22 protein-coding genes and 1 pseudogene are annotated in these 24,751 nt (G+C 70.8%); 9 read left to right on the top strand and 14 right to left on the bottom strand.

Annotation, left to right across the window (positions count from 1 at the left end; all coding sequences use genetic code 11):
• Positions 1–12: 12 nt before the first annotated feature.
• On the bottom strand, positions 13–471 hold the full coding sequence (locus I2W78_RS38345; RefSeq protein ID WP_196465374.1) for a cyclic nucleotide-binding domain-containing protein: 459 nt from the start codon (positions 469–471) through the stop codon (positions 13–15).
• Between the two features lie 411 nt (positions 472–882).
• Positions 883–1,104 carry a hypothetical protein gene (locus I2W78_RS38350; RefSeq protein WP_141310841.1) on the bottom strand — a complete coding sequence of 74 codons (222 nt, stop codon included), beginning with the start codon at positions 1,102–1,104 and terminating at the stop codon, positions 883–885.
• A gap of 155 nt (positions 1,105–1,259) precedes the next feature.
• Between I2W78_RS38350 and I2W78_RS38355 the strand changes: the two genes are divergently transcribed.
• Both I2W78_RS38355 and I2W78_RS38360 read left to right on the top strand, forming a co-directional pair.
• Positions 1,260–1,703 (top strand): ATP-binding protein, encoded by a 444-nt coding sequence (locus I2W78_RS38355; protein WP_196465375.1) that lies wholly within the window; start codon positions 1,260–1,262, stop codon positions 1,701–1,703.
• 184 nt (positions 1,704–1,887) lie between these two features.
• Entirely contained in the window at positions 1,888–2,754 is an 867-nt protein-coding gene (locus I2W78_RS38360; RefSeq protein ID WP_196465376.1) for a SigB/SigF/SigG family RNA polymerase sigma factor, read from the top strand.
• 123 nt (positions 2,755–2,877) lie between these two features.
• Here I2W78_RS38360 and I2W78_RS38365 read toward each other — a convergent pair whose 3' ends face one another.
• A complete protein-coding gene (locus I2W78_RS38365) occupies positions 2,878–4,254 on the bottom strand; it encodes an NAD(P)/FAD-dependent oxidoreductase (protein WP_196465377.1) in 1,377 nt (458 codons plus the stop codon).
• A gap of 190 nt (positions 4,255–4,444) precedes the next feature.
• A complete protein-coding gene (locus tag I2W78_RS38370; protein WP_196465378.1) occupies positions 4,445–4,831 on the bottom strand; it encodes an STAS domain-containing protein in 387 nt (128 codons plus the stop codon).
• 224 nt (positions 4,832–5,055) lie between these two features.
• Here I2W78_RS38370 and I2W78_RS38375 point away from each other — a divergent pair, with 224 nt between their 5' ends.
• Positions 5,056–5,427 (top strand): PRC-barrel domain containing protein, encoded by a 372-nt coding sequence (locus tag I2W78_RS38375; RefSeq protein ID WP_196465379.1) that lies wholly within the window; start codon positions 5,056–5,058, stop codon positions 5,425–5,427.
• A gap of 48 nt (positions 5,428–5,475) precedes the next feature.
• Entirely contained in the window at positions 5,476–5,904 is a 429-nt protein-coding gene (locus tag I2W78_RS38380) for an ATP-binding protein (protein ID WP_196465380.1), read from the top strand.
• 6 nt (positions 5,905–5,910) lie between these two features.
• Here I2W78_RS38380 and I2W78_RS38385 read toward each other — a convergent pair whose 3' ends face one another.
• Together I2W78_RS38385 and I2W78_RS38390 are read right to left on the bottom strand one after the other, a co-directional pair.
• Entirely contained in the window at positions 5,911–6,345 is a 435-nt protein-coding gene (locus I2W78_RS38385; protein ID WP_196465381.1) for an ATP-binding protein, read from the bottom strand.
• Positions 6,346–6,573: 228 nt separating this feature from the next.
• Positions 6,574–8,478, bottom strand: a complete 1,905-nt coding sequence (locus tag I2W78_RS38390) for an AMP-dependent synthetase/ligase (RefSeq protein WP_196465382.1) — start codon at positions 8,476–8,478, stop codon at positions 6,574–6,576.
• Positions 8,479–8,631: 153 nt separating this feature from the next.
• On the opposite strand from I2W78_RS38390, the gene I2W78_RS38395 reads away from it, so the two are divergent.
• Positions 8,632–8,865: a DUF6480 family protein gene (locus I2W78_RS38395; RefSeq protein ID WP_196465383.1), complete on the top strand. Its 234-nt coding sequence runs from the start codon at positions 8,632–8,634 to the stop codon at positions 8,863–8,865.
• Positions 8,866–8,922: 57 nt separating this feature from the next.
• Here the strand turns inward: I2W78_RS38395 and I2W78_RS38400 are convergent, their stop codons facing one another.
• The 6 genes from I2W78_RS38400 to I2W78_RS38425 all read right to left on the bottom strand — a co-directional run bounded on the left by I2W78_RS38400 (position 8,923) and on the right by I2W78_RS38425 (position 17,877).
• Positions 8,923–10,011 (bottom strand): glutamate--cysteine ligase 2, encoded by a 1,089-nt coding sequence (locus tag I2W78_RS38400; RefSeq protein ID WP_196465384.1) that lies wholly within the window; start codon positions 10,009–10,011, stop codon positions 8,923–8,925.
• Positions 10,012–10,116: 105 nt separating this feature from the next.
• Positions 10,117–12,354 (bottom strand): 1,4-alpha-glucan branching enzyme, encoded by a 2,238-nt coding sequence (gene glgB, locus I2W78_RS38405; protein WP_196465385.1) that lies wholly within the window; start codon positions 12,352–12,354, stop codon positions 10,117–10,119.
• A gap of 6 nt (positions 12,355–12,360) precedes the next feature.
• A complete protein-coding gene (locus tag I2W78_RS38410) occupies positions 12,361–13,743 on the bottom strand; it encodes a maltokinase N-terminal cap-like domain-containing protein (protein ID WP_196465386.1) in 1,383 nt (460 codons plus the stop codon).
• A 28-nt stretch (positions 13,744–13,771) separates the two neighbouring features.
• Positions 13,772–15,490, bottom strand: a complete 1,719-nt coding sequence (treS, locus tag I2W78_RS38415; protein ID WP_196465387.1) for a maltose alpha-D-glucosyltransferase — start codon at positions 15,488–15,490, stop codon at positions 13,772–13,774.
• The gene (locus I2W78_RS38420) at positions 15,487–17,472 is read right to left on the bottom strand and encodes an alpha-1,4-glucan--maltose-1-phosphate maltosyltransferase (protein WP_196465388.1); all 1,986 of its coding nucleotides are present in this window, start codon (positions 17,470–17,472) and stop codon (positions 15,487–15,489) included. The genes treS and I2W78_RS38420 overlap by 4 nt, the downstream gene beginning before the upstream one ends.
• Before the next feature lie 108 nt (positions 17,473–17,580).
• The gene (locus tag I2W78_RS38425) at positions 17,581–17,877 is read right to left on the bottom strand and encodes a DUF5133 domain-containing protein (protein ID WP_196465389.1); all 297 of its coding nucleotides are present in this window, start codon (positions 17,875–17,877) and stop codon (positions 17,581–17,583) included.
• Positions 17,878–18,176: 299 nt separating this feature from the next.
• Between I2W78_RS38425 and I2W78_RS38430 the strand changes: the two genes are divergently transcribed.
• Both I2W78_RS38430 and glgX read left to right on the top strand, forming a co-directional pair.
• Positions 18,177–18,689, top strand: a complete 513-nt coding sequence (locus I2W78_RS38430) for a pep a2 (RefSeq protein ID WP_196465390.1) — start codon at positions 18,177–18,179, stop codon at positions 18,687–18,689.
• 26 nt (positions 18,690–18,715) lie between these two features.
• Positions 18,716–20,847: pseudogene (gene glgX, locus I2W78_RS38435) on the top strand (glycogen debranching protein GlgX).
• A gap of 38 nt (positions 20,848–20,885) precedes the next feature.
• On the opposite strand, the gene I2W78_RS38440 reads toward glgX, so the two are convergent.
• Complete coding sequence (locus tag I2W78_RS38440; RefSeq protein ID WP_196465391.1) at positions 20,886–21,689, bottom strand: VOC family protein; 804 nt, start codon at positions 21,687–21,689, stop codon at positions 20,886–20,888.
• Positions 21,690–21,813: 124 nt separating this feature from the next.
• Between I2W78_RS38440 and I2W78_RS38445 the strand changes: the two genes are divergently transcribed.
• Entirely contained in the window at positions 21,814–22,146 is a 333-nt protein-coding gene (locus I2W78_RS38445) for an ANTAR domain-containing protein (RefSeq protein ID WP_307784040.1), read from the top strand.
• 3 nt (positions 22,147–22,149) lie between these two features.
• Here the strand turns inward: I2W78_RS38445 and I2W78_RS38450 are convergent, their stop codons facing one another.
• Positions 22,150–22,944 carry a SigB/SigF/SigG family RNA polymerase sigma factor gene (locus I2W78_RS38450; protein ID WP_196465392.1) on the bottom strand — a complete coding sequence of 265 codons (795 nt, stop codon included), beginning with the start codon at positions 22,942–22,944 and terminating at the stop codon, positions 22,150–22,152.
• Positions 22,945–23,411: 467 nt separating this feature from the next.
• On the opposite strand from I2W78_RS38450, the gene I2W78_RS38455 reads away from it, so the two are divergent.
• Complete coding sequence (locus tag I2W78_RS38455) at positions 23,412–24,656, top strand: IS110 family transposase (protein ID WP_196460104.1); 1,245 nt, start codon at positions 23,412–23,414, stop codon at positions 24,654–24,656.
• Positions 24,657–24,751: the final 95 nt, after the last annotated feature.

Consider the following 24,751-nt stretch of genomic DNA (forward strand, 5'->3'; position numbering starts at 1 on the left):
CCGGCGGAGCGCTCAGCGGGTGCCGCCGCGCCGGTGCATCGTGTACTGCTCCATCAGCTGGCCGCGGGTCATCTCGAGCCGGTACGCGAGGATCTCCGCGACGATCCGGACCAGCGACATGCCGAGCTGCGGATCCTGCTCGCACAGCGCGAGCACCGGCTCGGCCTCGAACTCGTAGGCGCGCACGGGGCTGAACGCCTCCGCGCCGAAGTCCCACTGGTGCGGCGGGAACAGCCACGACCAGCCCAGCAGATCGCCCGCGCCGAGGCTGGCCACGGTCACCCGCTGGACGGACGTCACCTGCTGGTCGAGGGAGACCGCACCCGAGCGGATCACCCAGAAGCGGTCGGCAGCGCCGCCCGCCTCGAAGATCCGGCTGTCCTCGGGGAACGACACCTCCCGCGCCAGCGTCATCAGGCGCTCTCGCTGCGGCGGGGGCAGGGCGGTCAGCAGTTTCGTCGCTTTGGTCATGGCGCAAAGCTCCTCGCCGGCGGTCGGACCCGGTCCTGTTCCTATGCCCATTTCAGCGGCTGGGGCCGCACGGAGCACCTCGGCGCATGGAAAAGCCCTGGCTGGACGGGGGAAGCCAGCCAGGGCCGTTGGGGGTGGTGTACGGAGGAGGAGGCCATCGACCCCGTCACCACGTATGCATGAACGATAAACCATCTCGGCGTGTGTTACCCACCCGTAAGCCGGTCACGTGACCGGTTTCACTTCGCCGTCCGCACCACTGTGAGGTCATCGCCGCACCGCCACCCGGACGGTGTCCAGCCGGGAGTTGCTGGGGAGGGCTTCCAGCACGGGTGCTCCGGTGTGATCGACGACCATGGGCGCCGGGTTCCCGGCACCCCGGCCGCCAGTCCGGCCGCCCGGGGGAGCCGGTCAGCCCACCTCGGCGTGCCGGCCGGGCGTCAGGATCTCGTCCAGCACCCTGAGCACCGCCTCGTAGGCCAGCCGCCGTACCGCGGCCTCGCGGGCCCCGGCCGGGTCGGTCGGCTCCAGGGCCTCACTGCGGGCCCGCCACGCGCGTTCCTCCTGTTCCGCGCACGCCCGGCCGCGCTGGATGCGCCGCAACAGCTCGTCTGAGTCCACGACATCGGTCATGTTCTCCACCTACCCCCGTGTTCGGCATCGATGGCCGGGCGCGGGTTTGGTGTGCCCCAAGGGGGTGAGCCGACTAATACGGGCAGCGCCGGACAGACCCGTTTCTTTCCACTCCGTGGTTGCTCTGCCAGTCGATACGGACAGGGAGCTGAGAAGTGAGCGCGCAACAGTGGACCGAGCCCGGAGGCGAACCGGCCGACCAGGTCCGCCCCGGCCGAAGTGGAGTGTGCCGTCCGGCCGATGTCCGCCGGGCGGTGCGGCACGCGGTGGCGTGCCGGTGCCGGGCCACCGGCACCCCGTGCGACGAGGAGGGACTCTCGGACGCGCTCCTCGTCGCCTCGGAACTGACCACCAACGCCATCCTGCACGGCGGCGGAGTCACCGGCGTCGACGTCGACGTCGTCGGGCACGAGGTGCGGGTCTCCGTGAGCGACCGAAGCGACCGGCTGCCCGTGGTCATGTCGCCGGTCGACGAGCAGGGGCGACGGCGGACCGGGGGACGCGGCTGGCCGATCGTCTGCCGGCTGGCGTGTGACGTCCGGGTGGCCGATCTGCCCACGGGCGGCAAGCGCATCACCGCGGCCGTGCCCGTTTTCTGAGTGACTTTCGGATGCCCGGAGTTTGTACCTCCGGGGCCAGGGCAGACGCAGTTCCGTGCTTCGGACCGGAGGCGCGCCAGCGGGGAGCGGTATGCGCTCCGGGGCCTCCGGGTGATCGGGGCGGGCACCCTTCCCGCGGACAGTCCCTGAAGTCCCTGAAAAGACAGTTCAGGAGCGATTCCGCATGCTCATCGACATGTCGACAAGCCGTTCCGGCACGCCCGACACCTCCGCCGCGCCCGCGCACGCCCGACGGCGCCACGACGACGCTCCCGAGACCGCCGACCTCTTCGCCCGTCTGCACACCCTTCCGGACGGGGCCGAGCGCGACGCCGTGCGGGACGAACTCGTCACCGCCTGGCTGCCCATGGCCCACCGCATCGCCGGTCGGTTCCGCGACCGGGGCGAGTCCCTGGAGGACCTCAAGCAGGTGGCGGCACTCGGGCTGGTGAAGGCGATCGACCGGTACGACCCCTCCCGTGGCGCCTTCGAGAGCTACGCGGTGCCCACCATCACCGGGGAGGTCAAGCGGCACTTCCGGGACCGGATGTGGGCGTTGCGCGTGCCGCGGCGGGTCCAGGAACTGCGCAACAAGGTGCGGCTGGCCCGCCGGGAACTGACCCAGAACCCGGGCGCGCCGGAGCCCACCGTCACCGAGCTCGCCGCGCACACGGGGCTGACCGAGGACGAGGTGAGCACGGGCGTGGAGGCCCTGGAGAGCTTCAGCACGCTGTCCCTGGACGCCGAGCTCTCCGGCGGCGACGACGGATACAGCCTCGCGGACACCCTCGGCGCGCCGGACGGCTCGTACGACGTCGTGGTCGACCGCGAGTCCGCCAAGCAGAGCCTGCGCAACCTGCCGGAACGTGAGCGGGCCATCCTCTACATGCGTTTCTTCGAGGACATGACGCAGAGCCGTATCGCCGACCGGCTCGGCATCTCCCAGATGCACGTCTCCCGCCTCATCAGCCGCAGCTGCGCCCGCGTCCGCGACGAGGCCCTCGGCCACCGCCCGGCCCGCCCCGGCACGCACGGCTCCACAGCGGCCTGACGCCCCGACCACACCGACCGGGCCTCGCACCGAAGCGAGGCCCGGTCGGACACCCTCACACAGCGGGCATCACCGCTCGACCGGCGGACCCGCGCCACACGTCGGGCGGTAGGCCCGCCCCGGTCACCCCGTCGCCGGTCCCTTCCCCTCCACATGGGCTCGGACCTGCTCCGGCGTCAGGTAATGGTCGGTGTACTCGAAGTCCTTGAGCTTCGCCGGGCGGCGGGCCTGGAAGCCGGTGCGGACGAAATCGTCGCCGGCGGCCGCGTTGAGCAGCCAGTTGGTCATGACGCGGGTCTTGGCGACGTTGGTGCGCAGCGCCCCCCAGTGGTAGCCGCGGGCGACGACCTGGGCGGGCAGGCCGTGCAGTTCGATGCCGAGTGGCTTGGAGACCGCGTCCTTGCCACCGAGGTCGACGACCAGGCCGAGGTCCTTGTGGACGTACGGCTGCATCGGCTGGTTCCGCAGTGTCGCGATGACGTTGTCGGCGACCCTCTTGGCCTGCCGCATCGCATGCTGCGCCGTCGGCGGGCAGATCGCCCCCTCCTCGTCCTTGGCCTGGTCGGGCACCGCCGCGGCGTCACCCAGCGCGAACACCCCGTCGTAGCCCGGCAGGTTCATCTCGGCGTTGACCGCGAGCCGCCCCCGCACCGTCTCCGCGCCCAGCGTGGCGATGAGCGGGCTGGCGGCGACGCCGGCCGTCCAGATCAGGGTGCGCGTGGGCACCACCCGGCCGTCCGTGAAGGTCACCTCGTGCGGGCCCGCCTTCTCGATGGACACGCCGAGCGAGACCTCGATGCCGCGCCGGCGCAGCACCTCCTGGGCGCTGCGCCCCAGCTTCTCGCCCAGTTCGGGCATCAGCTTGGGCGCGATGTCGATCAGATGCCACCTGATGAGGCGCGGGTCCAGCCGGGGGTAGCGCTTGACCGCGTTGTGCGTCAGGCGCTGCAGACAGGCCGCCGTCTCGGTGCCCGCGTATCCCCCGCCCACCACCACGAACTGCAGCCGCGAGGCCCGCTCGGCCGGGTCCTGGCTGGCGTCGGCGAGGTCCAGCTGCGAGATGACGTGGTCGCGGATGTAGGCGGCCTCGGCCAGGGTCTTCAACCCGAAGGCGTTGTCGACCAGCCCAGGGATGTCGAAGGTCCGCGTGATGCTCCCCGGCGCCAGCACGATGTAGTCGTACCGCTCGTTGACGATCTCGTCGGTGATCGTGCGGATCACACAGACCTTGGCCTTGAGATCCACGCCGATCGCTCCGCCCGGGATGATCCGCGTGCGGTACCGGCGGCTGCGGCGCAGGGACAGCGCGATCGACTGGGGCGTGAGGACGCCGGAGGCGACCTGGGGGAGCAGCGGAAGGTAGAGCTGGTAGGAGTACGGCGTCACCAGAGTGACCGAGGCCTCGTCGGCGGAGAGACGGCGCTCCAGGCGCCGTACGCACCCCACTCCCGCGAAGCCCGCGCCCACCACCAGGATCCTGGGTCGTGTCACGATGTCCATCCCTTCCGCGGTTCCGGGCGGTCTGCCTCGACGCCTTGCGCGTGCCCCGGGATCGTGGCTTCGCACCTCATCGATCCCACCGTGCCCGGAGCCGCTGCGCCAGTCGGACGCGGCAGGCAGACGAAACGGGTGGACCACCAGCATGCACGCCCCGCCCGGGATCCGCGCCGGTCGGAAGGGAAGGCGGGCTTCAGGCCTCCGGGGCCGGCGTCGCCTGCTCGTCGATCAGGGCCAGCGCCTCGTCGAAGCTCCCCGACACCGGAACCGTGATGCTGACCCCGGTGAGGTCCAGGACGCGCTGGACGGGAGGCGTGGGGGACAGGACGTGGACGCTGCCGCCGCTACGGCGGGTCTCCTGGTAGATGCGCAGGATGATGTTCATGCCGGACGAGTCCATGAACGGCACCTCGGAGACGTCGAGCACGAAATGACGCCGGCCGTGATGCAGCTGGTTGGCCAGGTGATGCTGGAACTCCGTAGCGGTGTCGACGTCCAGATACCCTTCGACCCGGACCAGGGCGACGTCCTCGCGCGGCAGGCTGACCTCGACGGACAGCGGGTTCTGGGCAAGAGTCACGAGTACCTCCAACAAGGCTGACGGACCGGGCTGGTTACCCCGCTCGGCGCATTCGATGCACGCCCACCGAGCCGGCCGACGTCGTTGATCCGTTACGTCGATCAATCCGGGTCGCGTGTACCCCCGGCTCGGCCTTTCCATGCGGCCCGCGGCCCGCCGAATGCCACCGGGGGACGGGGGTAGTTGGTGCTGTGGAACACAGGCGCGAAGGAGGAGCCATCAGCGTGACCATCGACAGAATCTGGTCGTACGCATCGGGCACCGGCCATGTCGAGGGCCAGGACCTCACGGGGTTCACCGTCGACGGCACGGACGGCACGCTCGGTCACGTGGACCGGCTGGCCGCCCCGCACGGCATGAGCCATCTGGTCGTGGACACGGGCGTCTGGGTGTTCGGCAGGAGTGTCCTGGTCCCCGTGGGCCTGGTCACCGGGATCGACACCGAGCAACGTACGGTCTCGCTCGCCTGCACCAAGTCGGAGGTCAAGGACGCCCCGCGCTTCCGCACCGACAGCGAGACCCTCGACCCGCACTACCTGACGACAGTCGGTGACTACTACACCAATCTGCCGCCCCGGGAGCCGACCACCACCTGACCGACAGCCCCGAGCAGCGGGCGCGGAGCCGAGGAAAGACGACACCGTATGGACCGAACAGACGTCGCGGCCCCGGTGCACAGCGCGGCCGAGGCGCGGGCGTGTGCCCGCTCGGTGGTCCTCGACGAGTGGAACTCGGCCTCCCGTACCGCGCGCGAGCAGGACGTCATCGATCTGCAACTGGTCGTCTCGGAGCTGGTCAGCAACGCCATCCGGCACGGCGGCGGACTGGCCGGCTTCGAGGCGATGCCCACCCCGCAGGGCGTGCGCCTGGCCGTACAGGACCACAGCACGGCCGTCCCCGCCGCCGCCTTCGGGCCCGGCGACCTGCCGCGCGGCCACCACGGCAGCGGCTACGGCTGGCCCCTGATCATCCGCCTGGCCCGCGACATCGGCGTCGAGCGGCGACCCGAGGGCGGCAAGACGATCCGCGTGCTGGTCCCCCTGCGGGGCGAGGAGGACCGGGCGCCCGAGTGACCCGGTTCACCAGGGCAGGAACACATGGATGTCCTTGCCGTGATCGTCGTTCACCACGCTGACCTGGTCGCACAACGTCTGGATCAGATGCCACCCGATGCCGCCACCGCCGGTGTTCGGATGGAAGGGGCGAGGTGCCGGGGGCGTGCTGCTGGTGTCGTGCACGGTGATGTGCACCCCGTCGTAGGTCCGCCGAATCCGCAGGTGGAAGGGCCCGGGCGCGTACTGGACCGCGTTCGCGGCCAGCTCCGTCACGACCAGCAGGATGTCGTGCCAGGACTCCGGTGTCGCGGGCGGTGCGGTGCGGGCCAGGTCACGCAGGAAACCCTCCGCGGCCAGGCGGGCACCGGTCACGTCGTGCGGTTCACCCGCGAAGCCGGCCGTCCGGCTCGGGATTCCTTGGCCAGCCAGTGTCTCGTCCCAACGCGGCTCGGTTGCCATGTCGCCTTTCCAGCCCCTCGTTCGCATGGCTGCGCTTGTGTCTCTCGGGTCGCACTCTGCGGGTTCCCGTACCCGTGGGGCCTACGCGTCCCACCACCCGGGAGCACCCGATTCGCCGGGCCCGAGCCCTTGCCTGCGCGAACCCCGGACGGCCTCCCGGAGCAGGGGACGACACCGCGAGCGCAAAGAGAATTCACGCCCCGGAAGGAGCCCCGCGAAGCACGTTCCTCACCGGAACACGTTGTCCGAGTCGTCCCAGCCGGCCGGCTCCTCCGATGCGGCGAGCCGGGGCGGGCGCGAGCGTGCCTGGTACATGGCGTCGATCTCCGCGGCGTAGTACCGCACGATCGCGTCCCGCCGCAGCTTCATGGACGGCGTCAGCAACCCGTTCGACACGTCGAACGGCTCCGGCAGCACCCGGAAGACCCTGATCGACTCCGGCCGCGAGACCGCGCTGTTGGCCGCGGCGACCGCCCGCGCGACCTCCTCGCGCAGCGCGTTCTCCTCGCGTGCCTCCCGCAGCGGCGCGTCACCCTGCAGCGCCAGCGCCGCCCGCCAGTGGGTGAGGAAGTCCGGGTCCAGGGTGATCAGCGCCCCCACGCAGGGCCGGTCGTCGCCCACGACCACCGCCTGGTGGACCAGCGGATGCATCCGCAGCCGCTGCTCCAGCGCGGCCGGGGCGACGCTCTTGCCGCTGCTGGTGACGATGACGTCCTTCTTGCGGCCGGTGATCGTCAGATAGCCCTCGGAGTCCAGCCGCCCGAGGTCCCCGGTGGCGAGCCAGCCACCCCACAGCGCGGCCCGCGTCGCTCCCTCGTCGTTGATGTAGCCCTGGAACACGGCGGGCCCGCGCACCAGGATCTCCCCGTCCTCCGCGAGACGGATCTCCATGCCCGGCAAGGCCTGCCCGACCGTCCCGGACTTCTCCCGGCCCAGCGGCTGCATGGTCAGGCCACCGCTGGTCTCCGTGAGGCCGTAGCCGTCGTGCACATAGATGCCGATGCCCTCGTAGAAGAGGGACAGCTCGCGGTGGAGCGATGAGCCGCCCGAGGTGCCCCGGCAGACCCGACCGCCCAGTGCGGCCCGCAGCCGGCGGTACACCGTCCGCTCGTACAGCGCGTGTTGCAGCCGCAGCTCGAACCCGGGCCCGGACCCCCGGCCGAGCCGCTGCCGCTCGGTGGCCGCGGCGAAGGCCCGTGCCGTCTCGGCGGCCCGCTCGAACAGGGCGCCGCGGCCCGCCTGCTGGGCCGCCCGCAGGAAGTTCTTGTAGATCTTCTCGAAGACCGACGGCACGGCGTAGAAGTACGTTGGGCGGAAGGAGCGCAGCGCCGATGCCAGCGCCTCCTGGCCGGGGTCCGGCTCGTGGGCCATCAGCAGCCCGCCGCGGATGCACAGGCCCTGGATCATCAGGCCGTACACATGGGAGAAGGGCAGGAAGACGAGGACCCGGGCCTGCTCGCCGGGCGGTGCGGCCGTGTGGCCCCAGCCCGCCAGCAGGGTGTCGCACGGGCTCGCCAGGCCCCGGTGGCTCAGCGCGCAGCCCAGGGGGCGGCCGGACGTGCCCGAGGTGTAGGCGATGACGGCGGTGGAGTCGGGCAGCACGATGCGGCGCAGCGAGTCGACCGTGAGCGCCGGGAGGACGTCGCCGCGTACCGCCAGCTCGCGCAGCGCGCCCGCGTCCAGCTGCCAGACATGGCGCAGCGCGGGCAGCCGCGCGCACACGGGGCCGACGGTCATCACACCCTGCTCGTCCTCGACGACCACCGCGACACAGGCGGCGTCCCGGAGGATCCATTCGACCTGGTCGCGTGAGGACGTCGGATAGATCGGCACGACCTCCGCGCCCACCGCCCACAGCGCGTGGCTGAGGACGGTCCACTCGTAGCGGGTACGGGCCATGATCGCCACGCGGTGGCCCGGCGAGATGCCGGAGGCGACCAGCCCCTTGGCCACGTCGACCACCTCGTCGCGCAGCTCGATCGCCGTGACCTCCTCCCATTCGGTCGAGGAGGGGTCGGGGCGGCGCGCGACCAACGGCAGGGTCGGGTTGTCCGCCGCCGTCTCGAAGAGGCTGTCGGCGAGCCCGCCGGTCAGGGGCGAGACGGCGGGGGGAGCGAGGGCGAAGTCGCGCATGCGCTGCTCCTGACGTGTACGGGCTGTGACCTCGCCGACGAGGACTGTTATCGACGGTGGTCGAATCTAGCCCAGGTCAGACCGTTTCGTGCCGGGAACGGAGAACTGGCCTCCGTCTTGATGATCTCGGCGCGTTCGGGGGACTCGGACGGCATGAGTCACACCAACCCCGATCCCGAACCCGACCGCTCGACAGGGCTGGAACCGGGCGGCGCAGTACCCCCCGGAGAGACCCCGCCCGCGGAGAGCAGCATGCCGGGAGCCCTGCCCCGGGAGACGCACAACCCGCCCAAGGGCTGGGCGAAGGCACCGCTGACACTGATCATCGTCCTCGCCGTGCTGGTCGCGGCCTTCTTCCTGGCGTACGGCCTGATGTTGATGGTCTAGCGGCACACGAACCCGTGACGCCACCTCAGCACCTGGCGTCACCCCCGGCGCGCGGCGTCACCCCCGGGTGTGCCGCGCGCACTGCAGGACGACGTCCCGCAGGCTCCCCGTCCGCTCCAGCAGCTCCCGCTGCACCCGCGCCCCGTTCCCGCGCCGCAGCAGTTCGGCGCAGGAGTCCCGCGCCCGGTCCAGGTCCCCACTGTCCTTGAGCGCGCCGCCGACGTGTTCCAGCAGAGCACGTACGACCGTCTCGGCGGGCGCCGGCCGCATCACCGCCGGGTGCAGCAGCTCCCCAGTGAGCCCCGAGCGGGCCGCCCGCCAGGCAGCGAGACGCAGCACGCTCACACTGTGCCCGGCCGGCTCCCGGCCCGCCTGCCAGTCGCGCGCGGCCGTCTCGACGAGCCCGCGGACGAGGGAGGCGATGAGGACGGCGGTGTCCGCGTGCAGACAGACGTCGGCGACCCGGACCTCGACCGTGGGGTAGTTCCGGGACAGCCGGGCGTCGAAGTAGACCATGGCCTCGTCGAGGAGGGCCCCGGTGGCCATCATGTCCGCGACCCGTCGGCGATAGCGCTCGGCCGAGCCGAACAGCTCGGTCGGTCCGGCCGACGGCCAGCGCTGCCACACCCGGCTGCGGTAACTGCTGTAACTGGTGTCCTTGCCCTGCCAGAAGGGCGAGTTGGCGCTCAGCGCCGACAGCACCGCGAGCCACGGCCGCACCCGGTCGACGACCGCGACGCCCTCCTCGTCGGATGCGACGGCAACATGGACATGGCAGCCGAGGACGAGCTGCTCCTGCGTGGCGATCCCGTACTCCTCCGCCATCCACTGGTAGCGGTAGTGCGCGCCGACCGCCGGCTTCACCGGCAGCGGTGACGTGGCCAGTGCCGCCACCGAGCACCCGATCTCCCCGGCGGTGCGGGCCGCCTCCCGGCGGCAGCGGACGATCTCCGCGCCCAGTTCCGCCATGTCCGTCTGCGGATGCGTGTTGAACTCCAGCATCTGCTCGTGGAGTTCCTTCTCGAAGACAAAACCGTCGGCCTTGTCGTGCGCGGCACGCGCCAGCACGGCGGCCGACCGCGCCCGCGGGTCCCCGCTCTCCGGGTCCACCAGGAGGAGTTCCTCCTCCACTCCGACGGTGCGCACGTCACGCGGCCTTTCTTCGACCCTCTACGACGGCGGGGCCCGCCGTACGTCTCCGAATGCCCCCGGAACGCCACTCGGACACCTGAAGGCCGCGGGCGGCCGCCGTCAGACCGGGCGCAGCCAGACCGTGGCCAGGGGCGGCAGGGTCAGCCGGATACTGGCGGGACGGCCGTGCGACTCCTGCGCCTCGGCCTTGACGGGGTCGGGATGGGTGATGTCGCTGCCGCCGTACCGCGCCGCGTCGGTGTTGAGGACCTCCTGCCAGGCCGGGACGTCGCCGGGGACGCCGAGCCGGTAGTCGTGCCGGACGGCCGGGGAGAAGTGGGAGATCGCCAGCAGGGGGGTGCCCTGCTCGTCGTACCGCAGGAAGGCGAAGACGTTGTCGTCGGCCGCGTCGCACTCCACCCACTGGAAGCCGCCGGGGTCGGTGTCGCGCTGCCAGAGCGCCGGCGTGCCCAGGTAGTGGGTGTTGAGGTCGCGGACCAGGTCCTGCACCCCGCGGTGATCGCCCGCCGCGCAGTAGCCGGGGTCGAGCAGCCACCACTCGGGACCGTGCTCCACGGACCACTCGCCGCCCTGGGCGAACTCCTGGCCCATGAACAGCAGCTGCTTGCCCGGGTGGGCCCACATGAAGCCGAGATACGCGCGGTGGTTGGCGCGGCGCTGCCACCAGTCGCCGGGCATCTTCGTGACCAGCGCCTGCTTGCCGTGGACGACCTCGTCGTGCGAGATGGGCAGCACGTAGTTCTCGCTGTACGCGTAGATCATCGAGAAGGTCATCTCGTGGTGGTGGTACTTGCGGTGGATCGGCTCCTTGCTCATGTACTCGAGCGAGTCGTGCATCCAGCCCATGTTCCACTTCAGCCCGAACCCGAGGCCGCCGCTGTCGGTCGGCCGGGTCACCCCGCCCCAGGCCGTGGACTCCTCGGCGATCGTCACCACGCCGGGCGCCCGCCGGTACACCGTCGCGTTCATCTCCTGCAGGAACGCCATCGCGTCCAGGTCCTCCCGCCCGCCGAAGGCGTTCGGCGTCCACTGGCCGGAGTCCCGGGAGTAGTCGAGGTAGAGCATCGAGGCGACGGCGTCCACGCGCAGGCCGTCGATGTGGAACTCCTCGCACCAGTACACCGCGTTGGCGACCAGGAAGTTGCGTACCTCGGTCCGCCCGAAGTCGAACTCGTACGTGCCCCAGTCCGGATGCTCCGCCCGCTGCGCGTTCCCGGGCTCGTACAGCGGGTCCCCGTCGAACCGGGCCAGCGCCCAGTCGTCCTTCGGGAAGTGCGCCGGCACCCAGTCCATGATCACGCCGAGGCCGGCCCGGTGGCAGGCGTCGACGAAGTACCGGAAGTCGTCCGGGGTGCCGAGGCGGGCCGTGGGCGCGTAGAAGCCGGTGACCTGGTAGCCCCAGGAGCCGCCGAAGGGGTGCTCGGCGACCGGCATCAGCTCGATGTGCGTGAAGCCGAGGTCCTTCACATACGCGGGGAGCTGCTCGGCGAGCTGTCGATACGTCAGCCCCGGTCGCCAGGAGGGGAGGTGGACCTCGTACACCGAGAACGGCGCCTGGTGCACCGGTGTGTCCCCGCGGTGCGCCATCCACTCCTGGTCGCCCCACTCGTAGTGCGAGGCGGTCACGATCGACGCCGTGTCCGGCGGCACCTCCGTGCGGCGCGCCATCGGGTCGGCCTTCAGGAACCGGTGGCCGTACTGGGAGGTGATCTCGAACTTGTACCGGGTGCCCTCGCCGATCCCCGGCAGGAACAGTTCCCACACGCCGGAGGCGCCCATCGACCGCATCGGGAACGCCGTGCCGTCCCAGTGGCAGAAGTCCGCGGCGACCCGCACCCCGCGCGCGTTCGGCGCCCACACCGTGAACCGGGTGCCGGCCACGCCCTGGTGGGTCATCGGCTCGGCGCCCAGTGCCCGCCACAGCTGCTCGTGCCGGCCCTCCCTGATCAGATGCAGGTCGAGCTCACCGAGGGCGGGCAGGAAGCGGTACGGGTCATGGACCTCGTACTCGTCCTCCCCGTACGTCACGAGCAGCGTGTACTCGGGGACCGTTCTCGTCGGCAGTACGGTCGAGAACAGGCCGTCGCCCTCCGAGGTGAGCGCCACGCGCTCCCCGCCGACCAGCACGCCGACCGCGTCGGCGAACGGCCGCAGCGCCCGCACCGCGATCCCGCCGGGGACGGGATGCGCGCCGAGCAGCGCGTGCGGGTCGTGATGGGCGCCCGCCAACAGGCGCTCCCGGTCGGCCGGGTCCAGTTCGGGCGCGCTGTCGCCGGGCGTTCGAGCCGACGGGAGCGGGCCGGAGGCTTTCCGGGATGAGATGTCGCGCAGCGCCACGGCTTTTCAGTCTCCTCTCACGGCGAGTCGTTCGATCGCCGCCATGGGTACGGGGAGCCAGTCCGGGCGGTGCCTGGCCTCGTACAGCACCTCGTACACCGCCCGATCCGTCTCATAAGCACGCAGCAGGCCGTGCTTCTTACGGGGATCCCAGCCCGCGCGGGCCGCATAGCCCGCGCAGTAGGCCTCCCGGCAGCGGCGCGCCCACTGCGGACGCCAGGGCCGGCGCTGCCGGGCCGCGTAGTCGAAGGAGCGCAGCATGCCCGCGATGTCCCGGACGGGGGACTGGGCGCTGCGCCGTTCGGCGAGCGGACGGGACGGCTCGCCCTCGAAGTCGATCACGAACCACTCCCGGCCCGCCCAGAGCACCTGCCCCAGATGCAGATCGCCGTGGATGCGCTGGGCCGGCGGCCCGGCGTCGCACGTCAGCAGCGCGCTGAACGCCGACCGCAGCCCTGGCACGAACGGCCGGAGGGCGGGAACGCTGTGCGCGGCGGCATCCAGGCGCTCCGTCATCGCCGCCGCCATACGCCCGTTCTCGCACCGCCCGCCGGCGGCGAACGCCGCGGCCAGCGCCAGGTGCACATCGGCCGTGGCCCACCCCAGCGCATGCGCCTCGGCCGTGAAGTCGTTGCCGGTGGCCAGCGCGTGCAGGGCCAGGGTCCAGCCGTCGGAGGCGTCGCGCAGGAAGGGCTGGAGCACACCGAGCGTGGCCTCCTGCGGCTGGGTCGTGCAGAACCAGGCCACCGGTGCGGGCACCCGGCCGCAGCCCTGTCCGGCCAGCGCGTCCGGAACCTCCAGGTCGGGGTTGACGCCGGGCTGGATGCGCCGGAAGACCTTCAGGATGAACTCGTCGCCGTACACCAGCGAGGAGTTCGACTGCTCGGCGTCCAGCACCCGCGGCACCAGTCCGGCGGGGACCGGCTTGCCCGGGTCGGCCTCGAAGCGCAGCGGACCGGCGGTGCCCGGGCGCCGCAGACGTTCCAGCAGCAGTTGCGCCGAACGGAGGTCCTGGAGGGCGTCGTACACCGTCAGCCCCGCCAGCGGGCCGTCCTGAGCCTGGCCGATCAGGGCCCGGCCCAGGCGCGGCGACGGGTGTTCCCGGACGCCGAGGAACAGTTGGTAGCAGTCCCCCGGCGGGGGAGTGCCCCAGGGCGAGGGCACCCCGGCGAGACCGCTGTGGCCGCCCGCGTGACCGGCGTGCACCAGCAGATGCAGACAGCCCGGGAACAGCTCCGTCAGCGACAGCAGGCGCAGGTCCGTGACGGGCCGGTCCTTGCCGGCGAACCAGCGCTGCCGGGGCAGCCACTCGCGCAGCAGCCCGTCGAGCGAGGCCATGGACGCGGTGAGCCCACTCTCGCTCGGCAGGAGGGATGCGGTCTTCGTCATGGTGACGCCTCCTTTCGTCGGCGCACGCTCACAGTCGTCGGCCGATACGAGATGCGACTCGGACGAGCCGGAACCAGTAGAAGCCGTGACCCCCCAGGGTCAGCAGGTACGGAAGCTCACCGATGGCGGGGAAGCGGACCCCGCCGAACAACTCGACCGGATGCCGGCCGGCGAACTCGCGCAGGTCCAGCTCGGTCGGCTGGGCGAACCGGGCGAAGTTGCTGACACACAGCACCAGGTCGTCCTCGTACGCGCGCAGGAAGGCGAGCACCGCGGGGTTCGACGACTGCAGTTCGGTGTACGAGCCGAGGCCGAAGGCGGGGTTCTGCTTGCGGATCTCGATCATCCGGCGGGTCCAGTGCAGCAGCGACGACGGCGACGCCATGGAGGCCTCGACGTTGGTGACCTGGTAGCCGTAGACCGGGTCCATGATCGTCGGGAGGGTGAGCCGGCCGGGGTCGCAGGTGGAGAAGCCCGCGTTGCGGTCGGGGGTCCACTGCATGGGGGTGCGGACGGCGTCGCGGTCGCCGAGCCAGATGTTGTCGCCCATGCCGATCTCGTCGCCGTAGTAGAGGATCGGGCTGCCGGGGAGGGACAGCAGCAGGGCGGTGAACAGTTCGATCGTGTGGCGGTCGTTGTCCAGGAGGGGCGCCAGCCTGCGGCGGATGCCGATGTTGGCGCGCATGCGCGGGTCCTTGGCGTACTCCGCGTACATGTAGTCGCGCTCTTCGTCGGTGACCATTTCGAGGGTGAGCTCGTCGTGGTTGCGCAGGAAGATGCCCCACTGGCAGCCGGAGGGAATGGCCGGGGTCTTGGCGAGGATTTCGGAGACCGGATATCTCGATTCCCTGCGCACCGCCATGAAGATGCGCGGCATGACCGGGAAGTGGAACGCCATGTGGCATTCGTCGCCGCCGGAGGTGTAGTCGCCGAAGTAGTCGACGACGTCCTCGGGCCACTGGTTGGCCTCGGCGAGCAGCACCGTGTCCGGGTAGAGCGCGTCGATCTCGCGGCGGACGCGTTTGAGGAACTCGTGCGTGGCCGGGAGGTTCTCGCAGTTGGTCTCCTCCTCGGCGTAGAGGTAGGGCACGGCGTCCAGCCGGTAGCCGTCGATGCCGAGGTCCAGCCAGAAGCGGAGGGCGGCCAGGATCTCCTCCTGGACGGCCGGGTTCTCGTAGTTGAGGTCGGGCTGGTGGGAGAAGAACCGGTGGAAGAAGTACTGCTTGCGCACCGGGTCGAAGGTCCAGTTGGACACTTCCGTGTCGACGAAGATGATCCGGGCGTCCTGGTACTGCTTGTCGTCGTCGGCCCACATGTAGTAGTCGCCGTAGGGGCCGTCGGGGTCTCGTCTCGACTCCTGGAACCACGGGTGCTGGTCGCTGGTGTGGTTCATGACGAAGTCGATGATGACGCGCATGCCGCGCTGGTGGGCGGCGTCGACGAACTCCACGAAGTCGGCGAGGTCACCGAATTCCGGCAGGACGGCGGTGTAGTCGGAGACGTCGTAGCCGCCGTCGCGCAGCGGGGACTTGAAGAAGGGCGGGAGCCAGAGGCAGTCGACGCCGAGCCACTGCAGATAGTCGAGTTTGGCGGTGAGGCCCTTGAGGTCGCCGACGCCGTCGCCGTCGCTGTCCTGGAAGGACCGGACGAGGACCTCGTAGAAGACGGCGCGCTTGAACCACTGAGGGTCCCGGTCCTTGGCGGGTGTGTCCTCGAAGGTGTCCGGGACGGGCTCGTTGACGGTCATGACGCTGCTGACCCTCCGTTCTGCGGCGAGACGGGCGACCCCTGGACGTGGAGCACGTGGGCGGGGGCCCGGCCGGGCTCCAGGCGCACGTAGTTGGTGCTGCCCCACTGATAGGTCTCACCCGTCAGTTCGTCGTGCACGGACACGGAGGAGTGCCAGTCCAGGCCGAGTTGCGGCATGTCCAACGAGACCGTGGCCTCCTGGGTGTGGTGGGGGTCGAGGTTCACAACGACCAGGACGGTGTCGGAGCCGGTGCGTTTGCTGTACGCGATGAGCGCGTCGTTGTCCGTGTGGTGGAAGCGCAGGTTGCGGAGTCGGCGCAGGGCGGGGTGGTCGCGCCGGATCGTGTTCAGCCGAGTGATGAGGGGGGCGATGCTGTTCGGGTTGTCCCAGTCGCGGGCCTTGAGCTGGTACTTCTCCGAGTCGAGGTACTCCTCGCTGCCCTCGCGCAGCGGGGTGTTCTCGCACAGCTCGTAGCCGCTGTAGACGCCCCAGGTGGGGGAGAGGGTCGCGGCGAGGACCGCGCGGGCCTCGAAGGCGGGACGGCCGCCGCGCTGGAGGTAGGCGTGCAGGATGTCGGGCGTGTTGACGAAGAAGTTCGGCCGCATGTAGCTCGCGGCCTCACCCGACAGCTCGGTCAGATACTCCGTCAGCTCCTGCTTGGTGTTGCGCCAGGTGAAGTACGTGTACGACTGCTGGAACCCGATCTGGGCGAGGGTGTGCATCATCGCGGGACGGGTGAAAGCCTCCGCCAGGAAGATCACGTCCGGGTCGGTGCGGTTGATGTCGGCGATGACCCGCTCCCAGAACATCACCGGCTTGGTGTGCGGGTTGTCCACGCGGAAGATGCGCACGCCGTGGGCCATCCAGTGCCGCAGCACCCGCAGGGTCTCGGCGACCAGGCCGTCCATGTCCCGGTCGAAGGCGATGGGGTAGATGTCCTGGTACTTCTTCGGCGGGTTCTCGGCGTGGGCGATCGTGCCGTCGGGGCGGTGGTGGAACCACTGGGGATGCTTGTCCACCCAGGGGTGGTCCGGGGAGCACTGCAGGGCGAAGTCGAGGGCGACCTCCAGGCCGTGAGCTGCGGCCTGGGTAACGAACCAGTCGAAGTCCTCCAGGGTGCCCAGGCCGGGGTGGACGGCGTCGTGGCCGCCCTCGGGGGAGCCGATGGCCCAGGGCACGCCGACGTCGTCGGAGCCGGCGGACAGGGTGTTGTTGCGGCCCTTGCGGAAGGTGGTGCCGATCGGGTGAATCGGCGGCAGGTAGACCACGTCGAAGCCCATCGCGGCGATGTCCGCAAGCCGGCGGGCGGCCGTGCGGAACGTGCCGTGGGGGCGCTCGGCCGTGCCCTCGGAACGCGGGAAGAACTCGTACCAGGATCCGAACAGTGCCCGCTCCCGCTCCACCAGCAGCGGCAACGGCTCGGACGCGGTCACCAACTCCCGCAGCGGATACCGGGCGAGAACCGCGTCCACCTCCGGCGTCAACGCCGCCGCGAGGCGGGTGGCGACCGGCAGTGAGTCGTCCCGGAGGCTCCGCGCTGCCGCCAACACGACCTCGCGGGCGGCCCGTTCGGGTACGTCGTCGGCGGCCCGCTCGTACAGCCCTCCGCCCTCTTCGAGGACCAGGCCGGTGTCGATGCCCGCCGGCACCTTGATCCCGGCGATGTGCCGCCAGGTCGTGATCGGGTCGCTCCACGCCTCGACGGAGTACGTCCACAGGCCTTCGGCGTCCGGTGTGACCTCGGCGCCCCATCGGTCGGTGCCGGAGGCGAGTTCGCGCATCGGTGTCCAGGGGCCGGGACGGCCCTGGGGATCCCTGAGTACGACATTGGCGGCGACCGCGTCGTGGCCCTCGCGGAACACAGTGGCCGTGACCTGGAACGTCTCTCCAGGGACGGCCTTCGCCGGGCGCCTGCCGCACTCCACCGCCGGACGGACGTCCCGGACCGGGATGCGGCCGATGGCCTCAGTCGTACTCATGGGTCTCACCTCCGTCGTACTCAAAGCCGGGCCCCTCGGCCCGGCTCGGGATCCTGCACCTGAAGGGGGCTGGCGCACCTGAAGGGGGCTAGCGCCGCCTGAAGGGTGCTAGCGCCCCGCCCGGGAGCGCCGGCTCTTCGGCGGTCCGCGCCGGGGGACGCGGCCCGGACGCGGACGGCAGGTCTCGTCCCGCAGGTAGGTGGCCAGCGTGGTGCGCAGATAGCGCTCGGCCGCCTCGGCGGCCTCGCGCGCGCAACGCTTCCCCATCAGCACGCAGAGGGTGTAGCCCGAGTCCTCGAAGCCGGTCCGCACCGCGCTGTCGGCGGGGGCCGCGAGCATCGCGCGCTCCCAGGCCCGGTACCGCCGCAGCTGCCGGGTGACTTCGGCTCTGGCGGGTAGCAGCATGGCGCCGTTCACCTTCCGGGCGCTCGATGGGCACGTTCCCGACGGTCGGGCCGGCGGCCGTGCCCGCGAGGGGGCGCGGATCCGTTACGGCGATCGAGGCCTTCACTCATGGTGCACGCACTGCGACTCAGCGTCTTGTTAGAGCTTCAACCACCTCGGTGGTTCGCTCGTGTTGCACGAATGGGCTAGCACCCGCACTGTTGATGTGACTCAGAAGCGATTGTCACTCACGCTTCGTGTTCGGGGGTCGGCCCACTAGGGCGAGGGAGCGAGAGCCTCGCCGGTGAGGAGCCACGACGATGAAGACCGCAGTGCCCTGCTACTACCACCTCGATGTGGAAGTGAGCCCGGAACGCGTCGGACAGGTCAGCCGTATCCTCGCGGCCCACCTGAAGTACTGGGACCTCGAACCGCTCGTCAAGCCGGTCTGCCGCAGCGCCGAGCTGCTGCTGAAGGCCATCGACGAGCACGCGACGGACAAGAACACGTCGATCGAGATGTGGTGGAACGGCCAGCACCTGATCACCGCCGTCGGTGACAACGACCAGGACCTCCGCCCCGACCAGGACCTGCGAGCGTGCCTGGAGCACATCGCCGCGGTGAGCGACGGCTGGGGCTGCTGCGCCACCGACACCGGCAGCAAGGTCATCTGGTTCTCGCAGCGGGCCCGCGCCGGCCAGCGCGTCCCGCTGGTGCCGAAGGCCCCCGCGCCCAGCCTGCGCGAGGGACTGCAGGTACCCCGCGAGCTCCCGGTCGCAGCCCTGGCCGCCCCCGCGAAGCCGACCGACGGCGCCCTGGAGGACGCGCGGTGACGAAGCAGCCGAACCGGAAGGACGGGGTGCCCGCGTGGAGCGGGCACCCCTACCCCTTGGGCGCCGCCTACGACGGCAAGGGCACGAACTTCGCGCTGTTCAGCGAGGTCGCCGACCGCGTCGAACTCGTCCTGGTCGACGACCGGGGCCGCCACCGCGACGTCCCCTGACCGAGGTCGACGGCTTCGTCTGGCACGGCTACCTGCCCGACGTCGGGCCCGGCCAGCGCTACGGCTACCGGGTGCACGGCCCCTGGCACCCGGCCGCCGGCCAGCGCTGCAACCCCGCCAAGCTGCTGCTCGACCCGTACGCCACCGCCGTGGACGGGCAGATCGACAACCACCCCTCGCTGTACGAGCGCTCGGCGTCCGGCCCCGACCCGGCCGACAGCGCCGGGCACACCATGCTGGGCGTGGTGACCGACCCGGCGTTCGACTGGGGCGACGACCGCCCGATCGGACGGCCGTACGCCGACACCGTGATCTACGAGGCGCATGTCCGCGGACTGAGCCGTACGCACCCGGACGTGCCACCCGAACTGCGCGGCACCTACGCCGGACTCGCCCACCCCGCGGTCGTCGACCACCTCGCGTCGCTGGGCGTGACCGCCGTCGAGCTGATGCCGGTGCACCAGTTCGTGCAGGACGGCGTGCTCCAGGACCGCGGCCTGTCCAACTACTGGGGCTACAACACGATCGGCTTCTTCGCGCCGCACAACGCCTACGCCGCGCACGGCACCCGCGGCGAGCAGGTCGCCGAGTTCAAGTCGATGGTCAGGGCGCTGCACGCGGCCGGGCTCGAAGTGATCCTCGACGTGGTCTACAACCACACCGCCGAGGGCAACGAGAAGGGCCCCACGCTCTCCTTCCGCGGCATCGACAACTCCTCGTACTACCGCCTGGTCGACGGCGACTTCAGGCACTACTACGACACCACCGGCACCGGCAACAGCCTGCTCATGCGGCATCCCTACGTCCTTCAGCTGATCATGGACTCGCTGCGGTACTGGGTCACCGAGATGCACGTCGACGGCTTCCGCTTCGACCTCGCGGCCACGCTGGCCCGGCAGTTCCACGAGGTGGACCGGCTGTCGGCGTTCTTCGACCTGATCCAGCAGGACCCCGTGATCAGCAGGGTCAAACTCATCGCCGAGCCGTGGGACGTCGGGGAGGGCGGCTACCAGGTGGGCAACTTCCCGCCGCTGTGGTCGGAGTGGAACGGCAAGTACCGGGACGCCGTACGGGACTTCTGGCGCGGCGAGGAACACACGCTGGGCGAGTTCGCGTCCCGGCTGACCGGCTCCTCCGACCTGTACCAGCACAGTCGGCGCCGGCCGCGCGCCAGCGTCAACTTCGTCACCGCGCACGACGGATTCACCCTGCGCGACCTGGTGTCGTACAACGACAAGCACAACGAGGCCAACGGCGAGGGCAACCGGGACGGCGAGAGCGACAACCGGTCCTGGAACTGCGGCGCCGAGGGCGACACCGACGACCCGGCCGTGCTTCAGCTGCGCGCCCGCCAGCAGCGCAACTTCCTCGCCACCCTGCTGCTGTCCCAGGGCATCCCGATGCTCTGCCACGGCGACGAACTCGGCCGCACCCAGGGCGGCAACAACAACGCCTACTGCCAGGACAACGCGATCTCCTGGGTCGACTGGCGGCTGACCGAGGCGCAGCGGGACCTGAGGGACTTCACGCGGTACGTCATCGCGCTGCGCTCCGCCCACCCGGTGCTGCGCCGCCGGCGCTTCTTCCGGGGCGAGACCGTGACGCACGCCGGGCAGCCGCTGCCCGACCTGGTGTGGCTGCAGCCGGACGCGACCGAGATGTCGGACGAGGACTGGGAACGCTCCGACGCGCACTCCGTGGGCGTCTTCCTCAACGGCGACGCCATCGCCGAACCCGACGCCCACGGGCGCCGCGTCATCGACGACTCCTTCCTGCTGCTGCTCAACAGCTACTGGGAACCGGTGGACTTCCGGTTGCCGGACAGCACGTACGGCGAACGCTGGACCACCCTCATCGACACCGCCGACCCGCAGGGCCCACCGGACGAGACCGAGCACAAGGCGGGGACCGGCCTCACGGTGGAGGCACGCAGCCTCGTCCTGCTGTCCCGGCCGTCACGGAACCAGCCGTCGGGCAAGGGGAGATGAGAACGGAACGCGAGTGGCGGCTCCGACGCGGGACGCCCTCACCGCTCCCGGCGCGCCGTCACCGTGAACTGCGCGCCGTCGGGATCCCGCAGGATCGCCTCGTCCGCGTCCAGGCGCAGCACGCTGCCTCCGTGGTGTTCCGCCGCCCGGGCGCAGGCCTCCACGTCGCGGACCGAGAAGTGGATCTGCCAGTGCGGCCGGATGGTGGGATCGGGTGCCGCCTCCAGGGCGCCGGACTCGATGCGGGCCACCACCTCGCCGCCGCTGCGCAGCACGACCTCCTCGCCCTCGTAATTGACCTCGCAGCAACCGGGGCTCGCCGAGGCCCACTCCAGGACCTCGCCGTAGAAGATCGCGGCGTCGAAGGCGTCCCGGGTGTGCAGCCGGATGAAGGCCGGCGCGGCACGGCGCCAGGCCTCCCAGTCGGTGACCAGTTCCCCCTCCCAGATGCCGAAGGTCGCTCCGTCCCGGTCGGCGAGCAGCGCCGCCCGGCCGGGCGGCAGGGAGATCGGCCCGACCGCCGCCGTACCGCCGCGCTCCTGCACCCGGCTCGCCGCCTCGTCCGCGCTGCGCACGGCGAAGTACGGCGTCCAGGCGACCGCCACCTGCCACATGGCGGTGACCGCGGCGATCCCGGCGACCGGCGTGCCGTCCACCACCGCGACCCGAAAGTGGTCGCCGAGCTTGCCCGTGCGCCACTCCCAGCCCAGTACGGCGGTGTAGAACTCCTCGGTGGCCCGCATGTCGCGACTGGTGAGGCTCACCCAGCAGGGCGCACCGAAGGCGGTGTGCGCGGAGACGACGTCCGTCGTACGGGTCGTGGGTGTCGAGTCATGTTGCATGGCAGTCGTCCTGGTCTCGTCGACCGGCAGCCACCGGTTCGACACCAGTGTCCAACCGGAACCGGTCATGGCGCCTGCCGAGTACCCCGGTGGCACGCGTCAGTCGCGGTGGGAGGATGTAAGCGTGGCACGAGTTCCGCACGAGTCCGCGGGCGACACGGACCGGCTCCGGGCGCTGGAGGACGAGGTCGCCCAGCTCAAGGAGGCCGTCAGTTCGCACGCCGTGGTCGACCAGGCCATCGGCATGATGGTGGCGCTCGGCAGGGTGACCCCGGACGAGGGGTGGGCGGTGCTGAAGGAGGTCTCCCAGCACACGAACATCAAGCTGCGCACGATCGCGGAGCTGGTTCTCATCTGGGGCCGCGACGGGAGGATGCCCCCGGAGATCCGCGCCGAACTGGAGGACGCCCTCGACCGTTACGGTCCGACGCAGATCCCCGGTGCACCTCCCGAGTGACCGTCAGCGTGGGGTGCCCGAGAGCAGTTCCTCGCGCAGCCGGGCGAAGCAGGCGCTGAGGAGCCGGGAGACGTGCATCTGCGAGATGCCGAGCTGCTGCGCGATGCAGCTCTGCGTCATGCCCCGGAAGAAGCGCAGGTAGAGGATGGTCCGCTCGCGCTCCGGCAGGGCCTGGAGACAGGGGGCAACGGCCACCCGGTCGACGACCACGTCGTAGCGCGGGTCGAGGCCGCCGATCGCGTCCGCGAGGGCGTAGCCGTCGGTCCCCGGCATCTCCGCCTCCAACGACAGCGCGGTGAAGCACTCCAGGGCCTCCATCCCGGTGCGCACCTCGCTCTCGCTCAGCTCCGCGTACGCGGCGATCTCGGCGATGGTGGGGGGTCGTCCGGGCGTCGTCTGCGCGAGCTCCTTCGCGGCGCGCCGCACCCGGTTGCGCAGGTCCTGGACGCGGCGCGGGACGTGCAGCGTCCACATGTGGTCACGGAAGTGGCGCTTGATCTCGCCCGTGACGGTCGGCACGGCGTACGCCTCGAAGGCGCGGCCGCGTGCGGGGTCGTAGTGGTCGACGGCCTTGACCAGGCCGAGGGCGGCCACCTGGTAGAGATCCTCCAGAGCCTCTCCGCGGCCCCGGAACCGCACCGCGATCCGCTCCGCCATGGGCAACCAGACCCGCACCAGCTCATCGCGCAGAGCCTTGCGTTCCGGGCCGTCGGGGAGCTGCCGCAGGCGTTCGAAGTCCGCGGCCGTGTCGGGGGCGTCGTCGTGGGGGTGTTGCTTCGTTCTGCTGGCGGTACGCATGATGCGCGCCTCCCTCAGCAGGTGCCGGGTGGACAGACACCGTGGGTGGCACGCCCGGACCGCTCGGAGGAGTCGTGCGGGGTCGGCGTACCTGGTCCCACGGACGTGCCTCCTGTCCGAAGCACTCACATAGGGATTCCCCAGACAAAATAGTACGAAACGCACTTCAGGTCAGCGAACCAGCGCACCTTTGGTGCGCGCCGGGGGCGTGGTAAATCCCGTGGCGTGCGCCGAAGGTGCTTCCGTCTGCCCTGACGTGGGGTGATGCCGGTCCGGGACGCTGGAGGGGTTCGTTCCGGCCGAAGCCGATGTCTCTGTGATGCCGGTGAGCTCGCAGGTCAGCGTGGCACTGAGGGCCGTCCACGGGAACCGTGGAGTGTTGCTGTGAGCACGTGCGTCAGAATTCCTGTTTCGCCCTGGCCCTCCCGGAACGGTGTACCGGTTGCCGGCTGGGAGGGAGCAGAGCTGTGGACGTGCTGCACGAACGCTGCGCTGGTGTGGACATCAGCAAGAAGGACGCCAAGGTGTGCGTTCGGACGCCGACTGCGAAACGGCGGGGGTCGTTCACCACCGAGACCACGACGTGGGGTTCGACGACGAACGCGGTCCTTGCGCTGCGGGATCACCTGCTCGCCGCCGAGGTCACCCTGGTGGTGATCGAGGCAACCAGCGACTACTGGAAGCCGTTCTACTACCTGCTGTCCGAGGACTTGGCCGTGATCCTGGTCAACGCCCGGCAGGTCAAGAACCTGCCCGGCCGCAAGACCGACGTCTCCGATGCGGCCTGGCTGGCCCAGCTCGGCGCCCACGGCCTGGTCAGGCCGTCGTTCGTGCCCGACCAGCCCGTGCGTGAACTGCGGGACCTGACCCGCGCCCGCACCCAGCTCACCCGCGAGCGCGGCCAGATCGTCCAGCGCCTGGAGAAGCTGCTGGAGGACACCGGGATCAAACTTGCCGCGGTTGCCTCCGACATCATGGGCGTCTCCGGCCGGGCCATGCTGGAGGCTCTCGTCTCGGGCGAACGCGAACCACAGACCCTCGCGGAGCTGGCCAAACGCAAGCTCCGCAACAAGATTCCCGAACTCACCGAGGCCCTGACCGGCCGCTTCCGCGACCATCATGCCTTCCTGGTCCGGCTGCACCTGGACCACTACGACCAGCTCACGGATGCGGTCGGGCAGCTGGATGCGCGGATCGAGGAGGCGATGGCCCCCTTTCGAGGCGCCCTCGACCTGCTCGACACCATCCCCGGGATCAACCGCGCGGTCGCCGAGGTGATCGTCGCGGAGACCGGCGGCGACATGGCCCGCTTCGCCTCCGCCCGGCACCTCGCCTCCTGGGCCGGGGTCTGCCCCGGCCACCACGAGTCCGCCGGCCGCACCAAGAACACCAAGGTCCGCCCCGGCAATCCCTACCTGAAGGGAGCACTCGGGCTCGCGGCGTTCGGCGCGGTGAGAACCAAAGACACCTACCTGCAAGCCCGTTACAAGCGGCTCACCGCCCGCCGCGGCCCGCTCAGGGCCCTGGTCGCCGTCGAGCACTCGATCATCACCGCGATCTGGCACATGCTCACCGACCACGTCACCTACCGCGAGCTCGGCGGCGCCTACTTCACCCAGCGCGACCCCGAACGCGCCACCCGCCGCGCGATCAACGCCCTCAACCAGCTCGGCTACACCGTCACCCTCAACCCGCTGGGAACCACAGCCTGACCACCCCACGACCGCCCGGCAGCCCCGGCAGCCCCTGCGGCCACCGGACGCTCAGCCCTGCCCAAACAACCCCTGACCTGGACCTATTTACGCGT

The organism is Streptomyces spinoverrucosus (assembly GCF_015712165.1).
GTDB classification, from domain to species: Bacteria; Actinomycetota; Actinomycetes; order Streptomycetales; family Streptomycetaceae; genus Streptomyces; species Streptomyces spinoverrucosus_A.

Bases quoted from the DNA above. Each gene is read 5' to 3' on its own strand.
- I2W78_RS38360 (WP_196465376.1), top strand. From the start codon at position 1,888: ATGCTCATCGACATGTCGACAAGCCGTTCCGGCACGCCCGACACCTCC.
- I2W78_RS38440 (WP_196465391.1), bottom strand. From the start codon at position 21,689: ATGCAACATGACTCGACACCCACGACCCGTACGACGGACGTCGTCTCC.
- I2W78_RS38420 (WP_196465388.1), bottom strand. From the start codon at position 17,472: ATGAGTACGACTGAGGCCATCGGCCGCATCCCGGTCCGGGACGTCCGT.
- I2W78_RS38425 (WP_196465389.1), bottom strand. From the start codon at position 17,877: ATGCTGCTACCCGCCAGAGCCGAAGTCACCCGGCAGCTGCGGCGGTAC.
- treS (WP_196465387.1), bottom strand. From the start codon at position 15,490: ATGACCGTCAACGAGCCCGTCCCGGACACCTTCGAGGACACACCCGCC.
- I2W78_RS38390 (WP_196465382.1), bottom strand. From the start codon at position 8,478: ATGCGCGACTTCGCCCTCGCTCCCCCCGCCGTCTCGCCCCTGACCGGC.
- I2W78_RS38430 (WP_196465390.1), top strand. From the start codon at position 18,177: ATGAAGACCGCAGTGCCCTGCTACTACCACCTCGATGTGGAAGTGAGC.
- I2W78_RS38385 (WP_196465381.1), bottom strand. From the start codon at position 6,345: ATGGCAACCGAGCCGCGTTGGGACGAGACACTGGCTGGCCAAGGAATC.
- I2W78_RS38350 (WP_141310841.1), bottom strand. From the start codon at position 1,104: ATGACCGATGTCGTGGACTCAGACGAGCTGTTGCGGCGCATCCAGCGC.
- I2W78_RS38365 (WP_196465377.1), bottom strand. From the start codon at position 4,254: ATGGACATCGTGACACGACCCAGGATCCTGGTGGTGGGCGCGGGCTTC.
- I2W78_RS38450 (WP_196465392.1), bottom strand. From the start codon at position 22,944: ATGCGTACCGCCAGCAGAACGAAGCAACACCCCCACGACGACGCCCCC.
- I2W78_RS38410 (WP_196465386.1), bottom strand. From the start codon at position 13,743: ATGACGAAGACCGCATCCCTCCTGCCGAGCGAGAGTGGGCTCACCGCG.
- I2W78_RS38380 (WP_196465380.1), top strand. From the start codon at position 5,476: ATGGACCGAACAGACGTCGCGGCCCCGGTGCACAGCGCGGCCGAGGCG.
- I2W78_RS38345 (WP_196465374.1), bottom strand. From the start codon at position 471: ATGACCAAAGCGACGAAACTGCTGACCGCCCTGCCCCCGCCGCAGCGA.
- I2W78_RS38395 (WP_196465383.1), top strand. From the start codon at position 8,632: ATGAGTCACACCAACCCCGATCCCGAACCCGACCGCTCGACAGGGCTG.